This window comes from Glutamicibacter sp. NPDC088483 (assembly GCF_044753145.1).
Classification (GTDB): Bacteria; Actinomycetota; Actinomycetes; order Actinomycetales; family Micrococcaceae; genus Glutamicibacter.
On sequence record NZ_JBIVMP010000002.1, the window covers coordinates 238,975 to 254,076 of the forward strand.

The 15,102-nt window shown below is 62.3% G+C and carries 16 protein-coding genes and 1 tRNA gene; 10 read left to right on the forward strand and 7 right to left on the reverse strand.

The genetic code is table 11. The annotated features are described in order from the left end of the window. Positions 1-52: 52 nt before the first annotated feature. The 5 genes from ACIP6G_RS05315 to ACIP6G_RS05335 form a co-directional block, all read right to left on the reverse strand. Positions 53-1,030, reverse strand: coding sequence for an alpha/beta fold hydrolase (locus ACIP6G_RS05315; RefSeq protein ID WP_400289020.1), 978 nt, complete (start codon positions 1,028-1,030; stop codon positions 53-55). A gap of 132 nt (positions 1,031-1,162) precedes the next feature. Beyond that, positions 1,163-1,246 (reverse strand) — tRNA-Leu (locus tag ACIP6G_RS05320). Then, positions 1,229-1,429, reverse strand: coding sequence for a hypothetical protein (locus ACIP6G_RS05325; RefSeq protein ID WP_400289021.1), 201 nt, complete (start codon positions 1,427-1,429; stop codon positions 1,229-1,231). Before ACIP6G_RS05325 ends, ACIP6G_RS05320 begins: the two co-directional genes overlap by 18 nt. Before the next feature lie 45 nt (positions 1,430-1,474). After that, on the reverse strand, positions 1,475-2,119 hold the full coding sequence (locus tag ACIP6G_RS05330) for an NADPH-dependent F420 reductase (RefSeq protein WP_105657865.1): 645 nt from the start codon (positions 2,117-2,119) through the stop codon (positions 1,475-1,477). Positions 2,120-2,201: 82 nt separating this feature from the next. Then, positions 2,202-3,482, reverse strand: coding sequence for an Nramp family divalent metal transporter (locus ACIP6G_RS05335; RefSeq protein ID WP_105657825.1), 1,281 nt, complete (start codon positions 3,480-3,482; stop codon positions 2,202-2,204). Positions 3,483-3,725: 243 nt separating this feature from the next. Here ACIP6G_RS05335 and ACIP6G_RS05340 point away from each other — a divergent pair, with 243 nt between their 5' ends. From ACIP6G_RS05340 to ACIP6G_RS05360, 5 genes are all read left to right on the forward strand, one after another. Then, the gene (locus ACIP6G_RS05340) at positions 3,726-4,394 is read left to right on the forward strand and encodes a response regulator transcription factor (protein ID WP_105657866.1); all 669 of its coding nucleotides are present in this window, start codon (positions 3,726-3,728) and stop codon (positions 4,392-4,394) included. After that, a complete protein-coding gene (locus tag ACIP6G_RS05345; RefSeq protein WP_400289024.1) occupies positions 4,391-5,827 on the forward strand; it encodes an ATP-binding protein in 1,437 nt (478 codons plus the stop codon). The genes ACIP6G_RS05340 and ACIP6G_RS05345 overlap by 4 nt, the downstream gene beginning before the upstream one ends. A gap of 4 nt (positions 5,828-5,831) precedes the next feature. After that, complete coding sequence (locus ACIP6G_RS05350; protein ID WP_181148863.1) at positions 5,832-6,791, forward strand: TAXI family TRAP transporter solute-binding subunit; 960 nt, start codon at positions 5,832-5,834, stop codon at positions 6,789-6,791. A gap of 84 nt (positions 6,792-6,875) precedes the next feature. Next, positions 6,876-8,192, forward strand: coding sequence for a M20/M25/M40 family metallo-hydrolase (locus ACIP6G_RS05355; protein WP_400289025.1), 1,317 nt, complete (start codon positions 6,876-6,878; stop codon positions 8,190-8,192). A 47-nt stretch (positions 8,193-8,239) separates the two neighbouring features. Then, entirely contained in the window at positions 8,240-9,379 is a 1,140-nt protein-coding gene (locus ACIP6G_RS05360; RefSeq protein ID WP_400289027.1) for an acyl-CoA dehydrogenase family protein, read from the forward strand. A gap of 65 nt (positions 9,380-9,444) precedes the next feature. Here the strand turns inward: ACIP6G_RS05360 and ACIP6G_RS05365 are convergent, their stop codons facing one another. Beyond that, entirely contained in the window at positions 9,445-9,678 is a 234-nt protein-coding gene (locus tag ACIP6G_RS05365) for a DUF5703 family protein (RefSeq protein WP_105657828.1), read from the reverse strand. A 44-nt stretch (positions 9,679-9,722) separates the two neighbouring features. Here ACIP6G_RS05365 and ACIP6G_RS05370 point away from each other — a divergent pair, with 44 nt between their 5' ends. From ACIP6G_RS05370 to mshC, 3 genes are all read left to right on the forward strand, one after another. Then, the gene (locus ACIP6G_RS05370) at positions 9,723-9,932 is read left to right on the forward strand and encodes a hypothetical protein (RefSeq protein ID WP_105657829.1); all 210 of its coding nucleotides are present in this window, start codon (positions 9,723-9,725) and stop codon (positions 9,930-9,932) included. Between the two features lie 78 nt (positions 9,933-10,010). Beyond that, entirely contained in the window at positions 10,011-10,835 is an 825-nt protein-coding gene (locus tag ACIP6G_RS05375) for an undecaprenyl-diphosphate phosphatase (RefSeq protein ID WP_105657830.1), read from the forward strand. 127 nt (positions 10,836-10,962) lie between these two features. Next, positions 10,963-12,225, forward strand: a complete 1,263-nt coding sequence (gene mshC / locus ACIP6G_RS05380) for a cysteine--1-D-myo-inosityl 2-amino-2-deoxy-alpha-D-glucopyranoside ligase (protein ID WP_400289030.1) — start codon at positions 10,963-10,965, stop codon at positions 12,223-12,225. Positions 12,226-12,258: 33 nt separating this feature from the next. Here the strand turns inward: mshC and ACIP6G_RS05385 are convergent, their stop codons facing one another. Continuing rightward, entirely contained in the window at positions 12,259-13,167 is a 909-nt protein-coding gene (locus tag ACIP6G_RS05385) for a PAC2 family protein (RefSeq protein ID WP_332498551.1), read from the reverse strand. A gap of 83 nt (positions 13,168-13,250) precedes the next feature. On the opposite strand from ACIP6G_RS05385, the gene ACIP6G_RS05390 reads away from it, so the two are divergent. Both ACIP6G_RS05390 and ACIP6G_RS05395 read left to right on the forward strand, forming a co-directional pair. After that, positions 13,251-13,964 carry an HAD family phosphatase gene (locus ACIP6G_RS05390; RefSeq protein ID WP_105657833.1) on the forward strand — a complete coding sequence of 238 codons (714 nt, stop codon included), beginning with the start codon at positions 13,251-13,253 and terminating at the stop codon, positions 13,962-13,964. Beyond that, entirely contained in the window at positions 13,961-15,088 is a 1,128-nt protein-coding gene (locus tag ACIP6G_RS05395) for a site-2 protease family protein (protein ID WP_400289032.1), read from the forward strand. Before ACIP6G_RS05390 ends, ACIP6G_RS05395 begins: the two co-directional genes overlap by 4 nt. Positions 15,089-15,102: the final 14 nt, after the last annotated feature.

A 15,102-nucleotide genomic window follows, 5' to 3' on the forward strand; every position in this document is an offset into this window, starting at 1 on the left:
AGTGCTGTGCTAGTGACGGAATTTTTCGTTCAAAACTCCGCCTCTGATGCTATCAAGAAGCCAGGTCCAGCATGTTCGCGTTCGCCGACGTCCAGTGATCGACCATTTCTGCTCCGCCGTGGCCATCGGTCTCGCAGATAACCAGTGAGGAAGCTGGCCAGAGCTGGTGAAGTTTCCATGCCGTCATTGACGGTCCGGAAACATCGGCTCGTCCGTGGATCAAAACGGCCGGCAGGTTCCGGATCCCAGCCATATTCTCGATGATCGGCGGCTTGCAGAAACCATTATGGGCCCAGAAATGAGTGGTCAGCCGTGACATCGAATGCCGGAAGCGGCGGTCGTGCCAGCGCGGATCGCGGATTACCTTCTCCGATCCGAGGGAAATGTGGGTATCCTCCCACAGCGCCCATTCGCGGGACGCCGCATCGCGAAGTTCCAGATCGGTGGAGCCGAGCAGTTGCGCGTAGGCCTCGACCAGTCGCAGTTCACCCGCCGCGTAGGCCGGAATGCGGCTGCTGGCGAATCGCGAGAAGCGGTCCCATGCTTCCGGGAAAAGCGCTCCAACAGTTTCGGTGATCCATTGGACTTCTTCACGGCTCGTTGTCGTGACGGCGAAAAGCACCATGCCGACGACGCGTTCGGGATGGGCCTGTGCGTAGGCGAGAGCCAAGGTCGAGCCCCAGGACACGCCATTGATAATCCATTTCTGGATACCCAGCCCGACACGCAGCGTTTCGATATCGGCTATCAGCCGCTGGGTAGTGAATTCTCCCATGTCCGTATCCGCAGCGGCTGCCGAGGGGAGAGAACGTCCGCAACCGCGCTGTTCAAAACCAATGAGGCGAGTACGGGACAGATCCCAGCGGTTCCGGTAGCCGCTCGCGCCGAGTGTTCCTCCTGGTCCACCGTGCAGGTGCAGTGCCGGGATTCCCTCGGGACTGCCGAACTCTTCCCAGTACAGCTGGTGGCCATCATCAGTTGGCATGAGCCCCTGCTGGGCGGGGATGTTGCCCGGGGAAGAGTCAGTCATATAAGCACTTTACGGCAGCGCACGTGCAAGCGCGGCGGAGGCATGCGCCGCATCCTCAATCGAGGGCTGGGATCCGTTCGGATTAAATAAAGAAATCCCCGGTTGACCGAAGTCAACCGGGGATTCTACCTGTGCGCGAAAGGGGACTTGAACCCCTACCCTCTTGCGAGGACTAGCACCTCAAGCTAGCGCGTCTACCTATTCCGCCACCCGCGCAGGTTGTCTGTTGTTCGCGTTGTTATCGCTGGCAACGAAGTAAAACTTTACCACCCCCAGCAGGGGATTTCCAATCGGGAAACTCCCCGCAACTGGAGGGTGAAAACCCCGGAATTCCGCGGGAAAACCGGGATTGAGTAGAGGTTTAAGGTAAAAAATCAGAAAATCAGTGTCGAGCGTCACAGGAATATGATGCGATCTGCCTAGTGAAACGCGGGTTTAGCGGTTCTACTGCGAAGATGGGCCGAGCCTGGCGGACAGCGTTGCCGCATCGAGAACTTCGTTGAAGATCGCGCCACCGGGTTCCAAGCCGCGGCCCGCGGCCAAGTTGGGCAGGAGGACCGGAGAGAAACCCAGGGCGACGGTTAGTTCCGAAACCGTCTGGGCATCCTGCTTGTTATCCGAGGCGACGCCCAAGGCGCGTTGCGCGGATTGCTTGGTTGCCCGATCCGCGTCCATGTCCCAATGGCTGATGTGATTGAGGGCTTTGACCACGCGAGAGCTCTTGAAATGGGTTGCAATGCCTTCGGAGCTGGACAAGCCAGCGTCAAGTGATGTTTCCAGCCAGTCGGGAAGCGGCTCGTCTTCCCAGCGATTGGTCGCATCCACCAGCAAGATGCCAGCCAGGGATGGGACATCAATGTCGTCGAGTTCCTCTTGGGGCACCATGAGCACCACCAAATCGGCATCCTCGGCAATGTCTTCGGCCAGTACGGCGGTGGCATGCGATGCGTACTGTGCCAGGTGGTACTTCATCATCCGTGGAGGCCTGGAACCTGCGATGCGTACGTCGATTCTGGCCGATGCTGCTGCGCGGGCGAGGGCTGTACCGGCTCGTCCCGCTCCGAGGATTCCAATCCGCTTGATGCTCATAACCTCCAGCCTAAACGCGAAAGCCATGGCGGCATGCAATTCAATGCATGCCGCCATGACTTCTGGACCTAGTGAAAGGCCATCAGCTCCAGAGCGGAGCCAGGGACTTGTACAGCTGCTGTACACCCAAGATGATGAACAGTACTGCGGTAATCGCCAACGCGGTGTTGGTGTGCCAGCGGTTGGCCCATTCCTTGGGGATGCGCTTGCCATTGAGCAGGCCCAGGAGGGTGACCGCCAGGAATGGCATGAACAGCGCACCGAGGACGCCGTAGGCCAGGATCAGGGCAATTGGCTTGTCCAGCAAGAAGAGCACCATTGGCGGGAAGGTCAGCCACAGCACATAGAACTTGAAGTACTTGCCACCGGTCAGCGTATCCGGGTGGTTTGCCGGCTTCTTGCGCATATGGCCCCAGAAGTCGGCGAACATCAGCGAAACGCCATTCCATACGCCGATGATCGACGAGAAGGACGCGGCCCAGAAGCCAATGAGGAAGCCGTTGCCTACGACATCGCCATATTCGGCTTTCAGCACGTCGCCCAGTTCCAGCAGGCCCTTGTCGCCACCGGAGATGGTCACGCCGGCGGCGCGAACAACTTCCGCGCCCACGATCAGCATGGCCAGCACGAAGACGCCGGTCATGACGTAAGCCATGGAGTTGTCGATGCGCATGACCCGCATCCACTTAGGGGTGTACCAGCCTTTCTCGCGCAGCCAGTAGCCGTAAGCGGCCAAGGTGATGGTACCGCCGACGCCGCCAGCCAACGCCAGGGTGTAGACCACGCCGCCTTCCGGAATCATCGGGATCAAGCCCTTGAGCATTTCCGGAATGTTTGGCACAGCGATGAAAGCCAAGCCCACCACGGTCACGAACATGATGCCCACCAGTACAGCGGTGATCTTCTCGAAGAAGCTGTACTTTCCGAACCAGACCATCGCGAAGCCCAGCAGGCCCATGAGCACTGCCCAGATCTTCAGATCCACTGCCGGCATCAAGGCGGCCAGCGGCAATGCAGCGGAACTCATCGCTGTAGCGCCGTAAACGAAGCCCCAGATGATGATGTAGGGACCGAAGTACCAGGTGGTCCACTTGCCCAGGGTCTTCCAACCCTCGAAAATGGTTTTGCCAGTTGCCAGGGTGTAGCGGCCGGCGCCTTCAACCAGAACAATCTTCAGGATTACGCCGACAATCACTGCCCAGAGCAGCGCATAGCCGTACTGGCTGCCTGCTACTAGTGTGGCAACCATGTCGGCTGCGCCAACGCCGGTCGCCGCAACGACCAGTCCCGGGCCAATGACTTTCCAGCGCGGTGGGCCGCCACCGTCTAGGTCGGCGCGTTGCGCCTGGATGTTTTCGCTCATTTGATTTTCCTTTTGCCACAGTGCGATGCCGCCGCGGAGTCGCATCGGCAGTGACGCGGACCACGGGGGTGTGAGATCGTATTCAATCTTGGTAGTGATCTTTCTTACTGGCAAACTCTCAGTCAAGTACTAACACTTTCTTAGGAATGCAGTGACGTGGAGAACACGGCGTGTTCCGAATTGCTAGAATTGATCAGTTACCCATGGGCGCCGAGCCCGGATCTGAACGTCGAGGATGATGCCGTGCAGCTGTTGATCGTCGAAGACGACCACGCCGTCGCCCGCGCCCTGATCGATGCCGTGAGCGCCGCAGGACATCAGGCCGAGCATGTCAGCCGCGGTGCTGACGCGCTGTTGAAGCACCACAGTGCCCAGATGATCCTGCTGGATCTGGGCCTGCCGGATATGGATGGACTGGAAGTCCTGCGCAAACTGCGCCAAATCAGTGAAGTCCCCGTGGTCATCCTCTCGGCGCGCAATGACGAGCGGAGCGTTGTCCGGGGACTGCGCCAGGGCGCCGACGATTTCCTGGTCAAGCCCATCGGGCTGGCGGTCCTTCTGGCCCGCATCGATGCGGTGGCCCGCCGCGCCAAGGTCCAATCCAATGACAACGGCGGTGTGCTCATCGCCGGCGGATTGCGTGTGGACACCGGGAAGCACGAAGCAATTCTGAATGGACGGCACCTCCAGCTGACCGCCAAGGAATTCGAGCTGCTGGCATTGCTGGCCCAGCATGACGGAGCGGTGGTAACCCGGGAGCAGATTCTTGATCGCTTGTGGGGCGACGCGTTCGTGGCGGTGTCGCGCTCCTTGGATGTCCACCTCACCGGTTTGCGTTCCAAGCTTGCTGCACCCGGGATGATCGTGAACGTTCGCGGAGTTGGTTACCGGCTAGAGACGCCAAACCCGTGAGGCTGCGCGTACTGGGCATCCTGGGCACGCTGCTGCTTGCAATCGTCGCCATCGTCAGCGCGATGCTGTTGCAGAGCGTCAGCCGTGATGCCACCGCTGAAGTCCAGTTGAACCGGTTGTCGGCATTGAACCGCTTTGTCCAGCTTGCCACCCATGCTGATCTGGCAAATGACATGTCGCTGCTCCAGCTGGAGATGGACACCTATAGCGACCTCTATGGCGAAGGGCTGCTGATCAATCTGGGCCAGCGGCAATTGGTCTCGGGCAGTATCGATCCTGCGGATCCCGAGGTCGCTGGCACCGTGCGCAATTCAGAGCTGAATCTGGGACTGGTCCAGATCCCGCCGATCGATCCTCTCTCGGATGCCACCGCCTTGCTCTCGCAGCCGTTCGGCAATTCTGCTCAAGTGCTCGGCTCTGTCACGATGCAAGTGAACTTGGAAACTGCACGCGCCAAGGTGCTGGAAAAGTCCAGCCTGCTGTGGCTTGTTGTCATTTCCATTGGCGCTGGACTCCTGCTCTTGGCCGACCGCCTGACCTTCTGGGTGCTCCGTCCGGTGCACCGGCTCAATGATGCCGTCAATGACATTGCGCGGCATCAGGCACCAGTTCTCCTCGAAGAGCAAGGCCCACCGGAACTGCGCCGGCTATCGCGGTCGCTGGGCAGCATGGCCCGAACTATGGCCGAGAGCCTGAAGCAGCAGCAGGAGCTCATTGCTGAAACATCCCATCAGCTCCGGAACCCCGTTGCCGCCTTGCGGTTGCGCGTGGATCTTTTGAAGATGCGCATGGGCGACCAAGCGGATCCCGTCGGAGTGCACGCGGTGGAAAACGAACTGCATCGGGTGGAAACCCTGCTGGACGGCGTCATGCGCTTGGCCAGCGCCGAGCATCGGCTAGCCGAGCAAAATGCGGGGGAGTCCTTGCCCGAGACAGCCGTGCACGGCCAACAAGTCGACGTCGGGCAGATGCTCGCCGAGGAAGTCGAACGCCAATCCGAGGTTGCCCGGCAACGGGGAAACCAGCTGGTGCTCGATGGCAGCGCCACCTCGGGGCAGACCGCCATGGTGTGGTGCAACGGATTCGATTTGCAGCAGATGCTCGCGGAACTACTGGAAAACGCCTTCAAGTACGCCCCTGGCAGCAAGATCGTCCTGGGCCTGCGGCTCAACCCGGGAACTGCCAGCATCCAAATACAGGATCACGGAGCCGGCATGAACGCTGCTGAACTCGCGAATGCAGGCGAGCGGTTCTGGCGTGCAGAACGTGTGCGGCACAGTCCGGGAACAGGTTTGGGACTGGCTATCGTGGATCGCTTGGCGCGCGCGAATGCCGGTGAGCTCACGCTTGAATCGGCTCCGGGCGAAGGGTTCAAAGCAACGATCAGCCTGCCCCTGCATGGCAGCAAGCCCGAGGTGCCCGATGAATCCTGAGCCCATGCCGTCCCGGCGGAACTTGCTTCGATATCTCCTGGCAGCCCCAGTCGCCGCCGGACTGCCAGCGCTGAGTTCCTGCAGCTCGTTGCCCATTGCGCATCGATTGGATATCGCCTCCGGTGAAGACGGGGGCATGTACTTCCAATTTGCCTCCTTGCTCTCCAACGCCTTGGTGGACCACGGCGTCGCCGAGCATTCAGCAGCCCTCAATACCCAGGCCAGCGCCCAGAATCTGGCGATGCTCGCAGAAAATAAGGCCGGGCTGGCTCTTGCCCTGGCCGATACGGTGGACCAGTACCGGAAGGACAGCGCTCCACAGGCGCAGCCGATGGCCCTGGGCCGCGTCTACCAGAACTATTTCCATTGCATCATCCGCACAGCAGCCGGGATTAGCTCGCTGCAGGATCTGGCAGGACGCACCATCGGCACCGGTGCGCCAGGGTCAGGTACGTGGGTGACCGGCCAGCGCATATTGCGTGCAGCGGAGCTGAAGAATCGCGGGATCGCGCCCAAGGAGCTGCAGTACGGGTACGTGGCAGGGCTGGAGGCGCTGGGCAAGGGAAGCATTGACGCGCTATTCCTTTTCGGCGGCCTGCCGGTTGCTTCGCTGAGCCGGCTCGCTTCAACCATGGACTTGGGCCTGCTCGATGTTTCAGCGGTGCTGCCGCAGCTGCGCGAGCGGTACCCGGATCTCTACGATCGGGTAGTCATCCCGGAGGGAACCTACCGCGGAATCAAGTCCGTGGAGACGATCGGGGTTGGCAACCTCTTGATGGCGCGCGCGGACATGCCCGAGGAGCTGGCCGGAGCCGTCGTCAAGCTCCTGGTCGCCCACGCTGATCAGCTGGTGCCAGAATCCAGCGCCGGCATCCAGTTCTTGACCCCCGAAACCTTGGTCAGCACCGGAGGCCAGCCCCTGCACCCGGGCGCGAGGAAGGCCTACCAGGAACTTCACGGCTAGAAATTGCGCACGTTCGCACACGACGGTGAGGGCTTTGCCCACTAGTGTGTATTGCAAAGCACTGCTACGAGAGGATCATTGGCGATGTCCACTGCTGGCGACATTCCACTCATGGAAAATGAAGCCGTAGAGATCTGCAGGAAACTGATTCAGATCGACACGACGAACTATGGAGGCAACAAGGGCGCGGGGGAGCTTGAAGCCGCCCGCTATGTCGCTGGGCTGCTCGAGGACGTCGGCCTGGATGCCACGATCTATGAATCCGCTCCCGGGCGGGCCAACGTGGTCACCCGCATCCCGGGGGCCGATCGGGCATTGCCGGCCCTGGTCGTGCACGGCCACCTGGATGTCGTGCCGGCCATCGCCGAAGACTGGAGCGTGGATCCTTTCGGGGCCCGGATCATCGATGGGATGATCTGGGGACGCGGAGCGGTGGACATGAAGAACATGGACGCGATGATTATCGCCGCCATCCGGCACCTGCAACGCGAGAACATCACCCCGCGGCGCGATCTGGTCATCGCCTTCTTCGCCGATGAGGAAGCTGGCGGGGACTATGGTTCCGGCTGGATGGTGCAGAACCATCCCGAACTCTTCGCCGGGGCGGCCGAGGCCATTAGCGAAGTCGGCGGGTTCTCGGTCGAAATCAACGGCCGCCGGGCCTACATGCTGCAGACTGCGGAAAAGGGCATCGCCTGGCTGAAGCTGGAATCCAAGGGCATGGCCGGCCACGGCTCGCAGCTCAACACCGATAATGCGGTCACCCATCTGGCAGGAGCCGTCCATCGCATCGGTGAGCATCAATGGCCGCTGTCCTACACCAAAACCACTCGCGCATTGCTTGAGCAGGTGGCCGAGCTGTCCGGACTGGACTTCGATGAAGCCGATCCGGCCCCGCTGCTCTCGGCCATGGGCAATGTCTCGCGCTTCGTCGGGGCTACCTTGCAGAACACCGCGAATCCCTCCGCCCTGGAGGCAGGCTACAAGCACAACGTCATTCCCGGGCAGGCCGCAGCGCTGATCGACTGCCGCACCCTGCCCGAGCAGCACGAAGCCACCTTGGAGACCCTGCGTGAACTGGCCGGGGAACACGTTGAGCTGTCCATGGTGCATGAGCAGGAATCCCTGGAGGTGCCCTTCGCCGGTGCGCTGGTGGATTCCATGATCGCGTCGTTGCTGGCTGAAGACCCGGATGCCGTGGTTCTGCCCTATATGCTTTCTGGCGGAACCGATAACAAATGGCTGGCCAAACTGGGGATCACCGGCTACGGATTCGCGCCGCTGCAACTTCCTGCCGAGCTGGATTTCACCGGAATGTTCCATGGCGTCGACGAACGCGTGCCGGTGGACTCCATCAAGTTCGGCGTGCGGGTGCTCCAAAACCTCTTGCAGGAATACTAGAACCAGCGTTGGCCCAGCCAGCACAACAGAATCCAGGAGCAGAATCCTTGACCATCGAATCCATACTGAGCGACGAGCTGCTTGAGCGTTTCCGGGACCGGGCCGCCGGCTATGACGAGTCGAACTCGTTCGCCATCGAAGACTTCAACGAACTGGTGGAACTGGGCTACCTCAAGGCGCTGGTGCCGGCAGAGCGCGGGGGACTGGGGTGGAACTTCCAGACCCTGGCCCTGGCCCAGCGCCGCCTGGCCACCGCGGCACCCGGCACGGCCCTGGCGATCAACATGCACCAGGTGTGGGCGGGCGTCGCGTATTTGCTGCAGGCCCGCGGGGACCGGCGCCTGGATATGGTGGCCGATTGGATTGCCGAGGGCGAAGTCATGGCGTTCGGGATTTCGGAGCCCGGCAACGACGCGGTGCTCTTCGACTCGAAGACCAGGGCGAGAACTGCTGCCGATGGCTCGGTGGAGTTCAATGGCGTGAAGATCTTCACCTCGCTGGCACCGGCGTTCACCCGATTGGGGGTGTTCGGCAAGGATGAGGAATCCGGGGAACTGGTTCACGGCTTCGTAGCCAGGGGCGAGGGCGTGCATTCCCTGAACGACTGGAACACCCTGGGCATGCGGGCCAGCCAGTCGCACACCACGAAGCTGGAAAATGCGGTGGCTCCGCGCGAATCGGTGCATAGCCGGCTGCCGGCCGGTCCAAATCAGGACCCGCTGGTCTTCGGCATCTTCGCATCCTTCCTGACCCTGACCGCAAGCGTCTACGTGGGCATCGCAGATCGTGCGGTGACCCTGGCCCAGGAGGCCCTGGGACAGCGGGTGCACCAGGATGGGACCCGGTATGCGCAGGATGTGCGCGCCCGCGGGCTCTTGGCCGAGGCGGCGATGCGCCTGCTGGCCCTGGATGCCCTGCAACGCTCGGTGGCCGGTGACCTGGAGGCCAAGGCGGATCACCAGGGCGCGTGGTTCCCCAAGCTGGTGACGCTGCGCACCCTGGCCGGGGACACTGCACGGGAGAACATCCAGTTGGCCGGACAGCTGCTGGGCGGTGGCGGATATTTCCGGGGGTCGGAGTTCGAACGGCTCTACCGCGACGTGCAGGCCAGCTGGTACCACCCGTCCAATGCCGCTTCGGCAGCCAATACGGTGGCCTCGTGGCTGGTAGGCCCGCTCGACAGCTGAGGCAAGGACCCGCGATTGCTGTGAGGGCCAATCGCGGGCACGGAGCCATGTGCCCAGTTGCCGGTTCAGGGAGCCAGGGTGCTGCGAATGCGCATCACCCGGCGGCGCAGCCAGTATTTTTGGGCGCCGCCTTCATAGCGGCAGGTGCGCATGAGCTCCCATTTGCCGTTATCGGCGTGCTCCCGCAGGGCGGCGCGGGCGACATGCTTTGGTTCGCCCGGGAAAGAAGTTATGACCAGGTATTCAAAGCGCTGGTCATCGGGATGATGCAGCGGTGGCTTAATTCTTTCTTCGAGCATCCTGCCCCCTATCTAAAGAACGCCGTGCGTTGTAGCCTCATGCTATGAGTACTGAACCGAGTTTTGCACTGCAAGCATTTATTGCACGCCTGGAGCAGCACCTGGCAATTGTGTCGCAGAGCCGCGGTGCTGGCGAGGCATCCGTCGACGCGGCTTTTGGCGCGCTGGCCGATGCCTTCGAAGACTATGAAGACGCCCTCTACGATCAGTATTCCGAGTTATTGCCCTTCACCATACCCTCGGATGATGCGTGAGTACGACCACGGAGTGAATTTTTCCTATTCCGTGTTTCTGAGTCCAGATAGTCGCAATCGGTGAAGTAATGTCGAGGGGTGAATTGGTTTGAAGCAGCTTTCCTAGGATTGATCCAGGGCCTGACCGAGTTCCTCCCGATCTCGTCCTCAGCCCACTTGCGTATCGTTGGCGAACTCCTGCCCAACGCCCAAGACCCCGGAGCGGCATTTACCGCCATTACCCAGCTGGGTACCGAAACCGCAGTGATCGTCTTCTTCTGGCGTGACATCGTGCGGATCATCGGCGCCTGGTGCAAGGCGCTGGCCGGCAAGATCCCGCATTCGGATCCGGATGCCAAGATGGGCTGGCTGATCATTATCGGCTCCCTGCCGATCGCGATCCTGGGCCTGCTGCTGGAAGACTACATCGATACGAACTTCCGTTCGCTGTGGATTGTTGCGACCACACTGGTGGTCTTCGGCCTGATCCTGGCCATCGCCGACCACTACGGCAAGCAGCAGCGCACCTTGGACAAGCTGACCGTCAAGCACGGCATCTTCTACGGCTTCGCCCAGGCCATGGCCTTGATTCCGGGCGTCTCGCGTTCGGGCGGCACCATCACCGCTGGTTTGCTCATGGGGTACACCCGTGAAGCCGCAGCCCGCTACTCGTTCCTGCTGGCGATCCCGGCGGTGTTCGCCTCGGGCCTGTACAAGCTGGTGAAGTCCTTCGACGAACCAGGTGTCTACACCCTGGCGCAGACCGGTGTCGCTACCGTCGTGGCCTTCGTCGTCGGCTTCCTGATTGTGGGCTGGTTCCTGAAGTTCGTTTCCACCCACTCCTACCGCTTCTTCGTCTGGTACCGCATCCTGCTGGGCCTGGCGCTGTTCGTCGCTCTGGGATTGGGCTGGATGGCCGCCTGATCCAGGTTTTCCAAGATGTCCGTGGACTGCTTCACGGGCATCTTGCAGTTAACGGGAATAAACCTCGCCTTGCTTCACTTGGAGTTAAAGGAAGAAATACGTCGCATCTGCGAAAGGATGTCCATAAGTGCACGCGTGGAATAACCCTGAGGTACCTCAGGTGGCTGGTTCAGCACCAACACTGGAACTTTTCAATACCGCCACCGGAGCCCGACAGGCCACTGCGCCAGCGGATGAGGCTATTGCGCCGGCCAGCATGTACGTTTGCGGTATCACCCCCTATGACGCCACCCATATGGGCCACGCCGCCACATATGTCACCTTCGACCTGGTGCAGCGCACCTGGCGCGATGCCGGTCGCACCGTGGCCTACACCCAGAACATCACCGACGTGGACGACCCGCTGCTCGAACGCGCCGCAGCAACCAACGTCGATTGGCGCGAACTGGCCGAGTCGCAGATCCAGCTCTTCCGCGACGACATGGAAGCCCTGAACGTCATTCCGCCGCAGAACTACATCGGCGCGGTGGAATCCATCCACTGGCTGGTCCCGGTCGTCGAGCAGCTGCTCGATGCGGATCTGGCCTACCGTGTGCCGGCTGGTGCCGATGGGGTGGAAGGCGACGTGTACTTCGACACCCTGGCCGCCCAGAACGATGCCTGGAAACTGGGCGCCGTTTCGAACTACGACCGCCAGACCATGCTCGGCTTCTTCGCCGAACGCGGCGGGGATCCGGATCGTGCCGGCAAGCGCGATGCGCTGGACCCGCTGCTGTGGCGTGCCGCCCGCGAGGGCGAGCCGTCATGGGATGGCGGCAAGCTCGGTGCCGGCCGCCCGGGCTGGCACATCGAATGCTCGGTGATTGCCCGCGAGACCCTGCCGGCCCCCTTCACTGTCCAGGGTGGCGGCTCGGACCTGATCTTCCCGCACCACGAATTCTCCGCGGCCCACGCAGCTGCTGGCGATAACGCGGAACTCGCGCAGACCTACGTGCACACCGGCATGGTGGGCCTGGACGGCGAAAAGATGAGCAAGTCCCTGGGCAACCTGGTGCTGGTTTCCAAACTGCGCGAAGCCGGCGTCGAGCCGGTAGCGATCCGCGCCGTACTGCTCTCCCAGCACTACCGCAGCGACTGGTTCTGGACCGAGCAATTGCTGGCCGCAGCCCAGCAGCGGGTGGCTGCCTGGCGCCAGGCCTTGGCCACCACCAGCAACGAGGACGCAGCCAAGGTAGTGGAAAGCATCCGCAAGCACATGGCCGATGACATCGATGCGCCCTCCGCGCTGGAGGCACTCGACCGGTGGGCGGCGCAGCCGGCCGGCTCGAATGGCGACGGCGCCGAAGCGTTGCGCCACGGCATCGACGCGCTGCTGGGGCTCAAGCTCTAGGCAGCACCGCGCCAAGCATCCCGGGGTCCGGCTTCAGATATCGAAGTCGGACCCCGGGCTGTCTTTGCGGTACTTTCCCCGGCGGCGCAGATAGCGCTCGAATTCCCGGGCAATGGACTCGCCGCTGGCCTCGGGAAGCTCGCTGGTGTCCGTTGCCTGCTCCAGCTGTTCAACGTACTTGGCCACATCCGGATCCGCTGCCGCGAGCTCATCGACCCCGTGCTTCCAGGCCAGCGCATCCTCGCGCAGTTTCTGGTCCGGCACGGAGACCGGGATGACTTCCTCCAGCAGCTCGATGATGGCCAGTTGCACCCGCGGGCTGGGGGACTGCGCAACATAGTGGGAGAGCTGCGCCCACAGCGACAGGCTCGGGATCCCGTACCGTTCGAACTCCACGCCGAGCACCGAGGGGATTCCGGTGGGCCCCTCGTAGGTGGAGGCGCTGATCCTCAGGTGCTCCTGGAACCGCGGATCATCGCTGGCCAGCGAGGTCGGCACCGGCCGGGTATGCGGCACATCAGCCAGCAAGGCGCCCAGGGTGAGCACGGCATGGGCATTGTGGGATTGGGCCACCTTGATGATCCGCGAGCAGAAGGTCTGCCATTTGAACGTCGGCTCGACACCCAGCACCACCAGCAGGTCGGCGGCCGCCTGGGGCAAATGGATCTTGAAGATCTCGGTGCACGGCCAGTCCACTACGCGCCCGGTCCCGGTGCGCCGGGTCTTGGGCCGGGTGAACTGGTAGTCGTAGAAATCGTCCTCGCCCACGGTGGCCACATGCTCATGGGCGTTGGACTCGAGCAGCAGGCGGACGGCGTCCGTGGCCGCCGAACCGGCGTCGTTCCACCCCTCGAAGGCAGCCAAGACGATGGTGGGGCGAATCTCATGCTGGGTCTTGGCAATATAGCTATTCAGCGTCGGGGCGTGGTATTCCTCGTTCATTGAAGACTCCTTGGCAGCACTCGATGCTCTCGGCGTGGCTCGCCGAAGCGGCTTAGCCCCACTCTTCCATCTAGAATGGACTCATGCCAAGCACCAGTTTTGACTTTGCCGCCGGAACCGAGCCCGCAACCCCGCAAGCTGTCCTGTGGGATATGGACGGTACGCTGATCGACACCGAACCCTATTGGCTGGCTGCCGAAGCTGAGCTGGTGGCTTCCCATGGCGGCTCGTGGAGCCATGAACAAGGCCTGGCCCTGGTCGGCAACGCCTTGCCAGATGGCGCCCGGGCCCTGCAGCAGGCCGGGGTCAAGCTGGAGATCCGCGAGATCATCGACTGGCTCTCTGCCCGGGTGGTTGCCGGCATCCGCCGCGAGATCCCCTGGCGGCCAGGAGCCCGCGAATTGCTCGCGGCGTGCAAGCAGGCAGGCATCCCGCAGGCCCTGGTGACCATGTCCGAGCGCAGCATTGTCGATGAACTGATGCTCAGCATCCCCGAAGGCACCTTCCAGGCCAGCGTTACCGGTGAAGAGGTCGCCAACGGCAAGCCGCACCCGGAACCTTATCTGGCTGGACTGCAGCTGCTTGGCCAGTGCACCGGGAAAGAACTGGAAGCAGCCAGGTGCATTGGTTTCGAGGATTCCGTGCCGGGCATCGCCTCGGCGTCCGCGGCCGGGCTGCATGCGGTGCTGGTTCCCAACGCCACCGACCCGGGAGAAGGCAATTGGCGCCGGATCGACAGCTTGGCATCCGTGGATGTACATGAAATGACTCGATGGTTGGTGCAGGTTAGCGCGTGAGCGACACTCAGGAAAAGTCCCCTGGAATCAAGCTGGGGCGTATCGGGGGCGTCCCGGTCTACCTCTCCAGCTCGTGGTTCATCATCACCGCGGTCATCACCTTCAGCGTTGGCATCCAGCTTTCGCGCGGCGGAATCATCCCGCCGCTGAACGCCTACCTGATGGGCCTGGCCTGCGCGGTGGCTATTGCCGTGGCCGTGCTGATCCATGAGGTCGCGCACGCGATGACCGCGCGCGCCTTCAAGTGGCCCGATGCGCACATCGTGTTGACGCTGATGGGCGGGCACACCCAGTTCGGTTCCTTCAAGGCCAAGCCCGGCGCCTCGCTCTGGGTGGCACTCTCCGGACCGCTGTCGAACTTCCTGCTGGCCGGAATCGGCTGGCTGGTGATCGAGAACGCGGCCATGGGCGTGTACCCGAACCTGCTGCTGGACTTCTTCGTCTATGCCAACCTGCTGCTCGGCGCCTTCAACGCGCTGCCCGGGCTTCCGCTCGATGGCGGGCGGCTGGTCGAATCGATCGTCTGGAAGGCCACCGGATCCCAGTTCAAGGGCACCATCGCCTCGAGCTGGGTGGGCCGGGCAATCGCCGTGGGCCTGGTCTTCTACTTCGTGATCTATCCTCTGGTACGCGGCGAGCAGCCCCAGATCATCACGGTGGTGGTCGGCATCATGGTGGCGATGTTCATGTGGCAAGCCACCACGCAGCTGATTGCGCACTCCAAGATGATGCTGAACCTGCCCACCGTGATCGCCACCGACTTGATGCGCCCGGCTTCGGCCATGGTTTCGCACGCAACCGTAGCCGACGTGCTCTCCCGCCAGAACGTTCGCGGGGGAGAGATCATCCTGGTCGACCCGAAAGGGATGCCGGTCGGGGTCATCGATGCGCAGGCACTGTCCCGGGTGGACCCGAACCAGGCGGCCCAGGTTCCGGCCTTGGCCGTGTCCCGTGCCCTGGGCCAGGGCGCGATCGTGGCCGAGGATTCCGATGGCCGCGCACTGATCGACTACCTGGCCAGCGTGGACAGCGCCGAATACGCGGTGATCAGCGCCACCGGGCAGGTGGTGGGCCTGCTGCACCAGCGGCAGATCGTCAACGCCGTCACCGGACGCCGCAAGTAAACTCTATACAGACT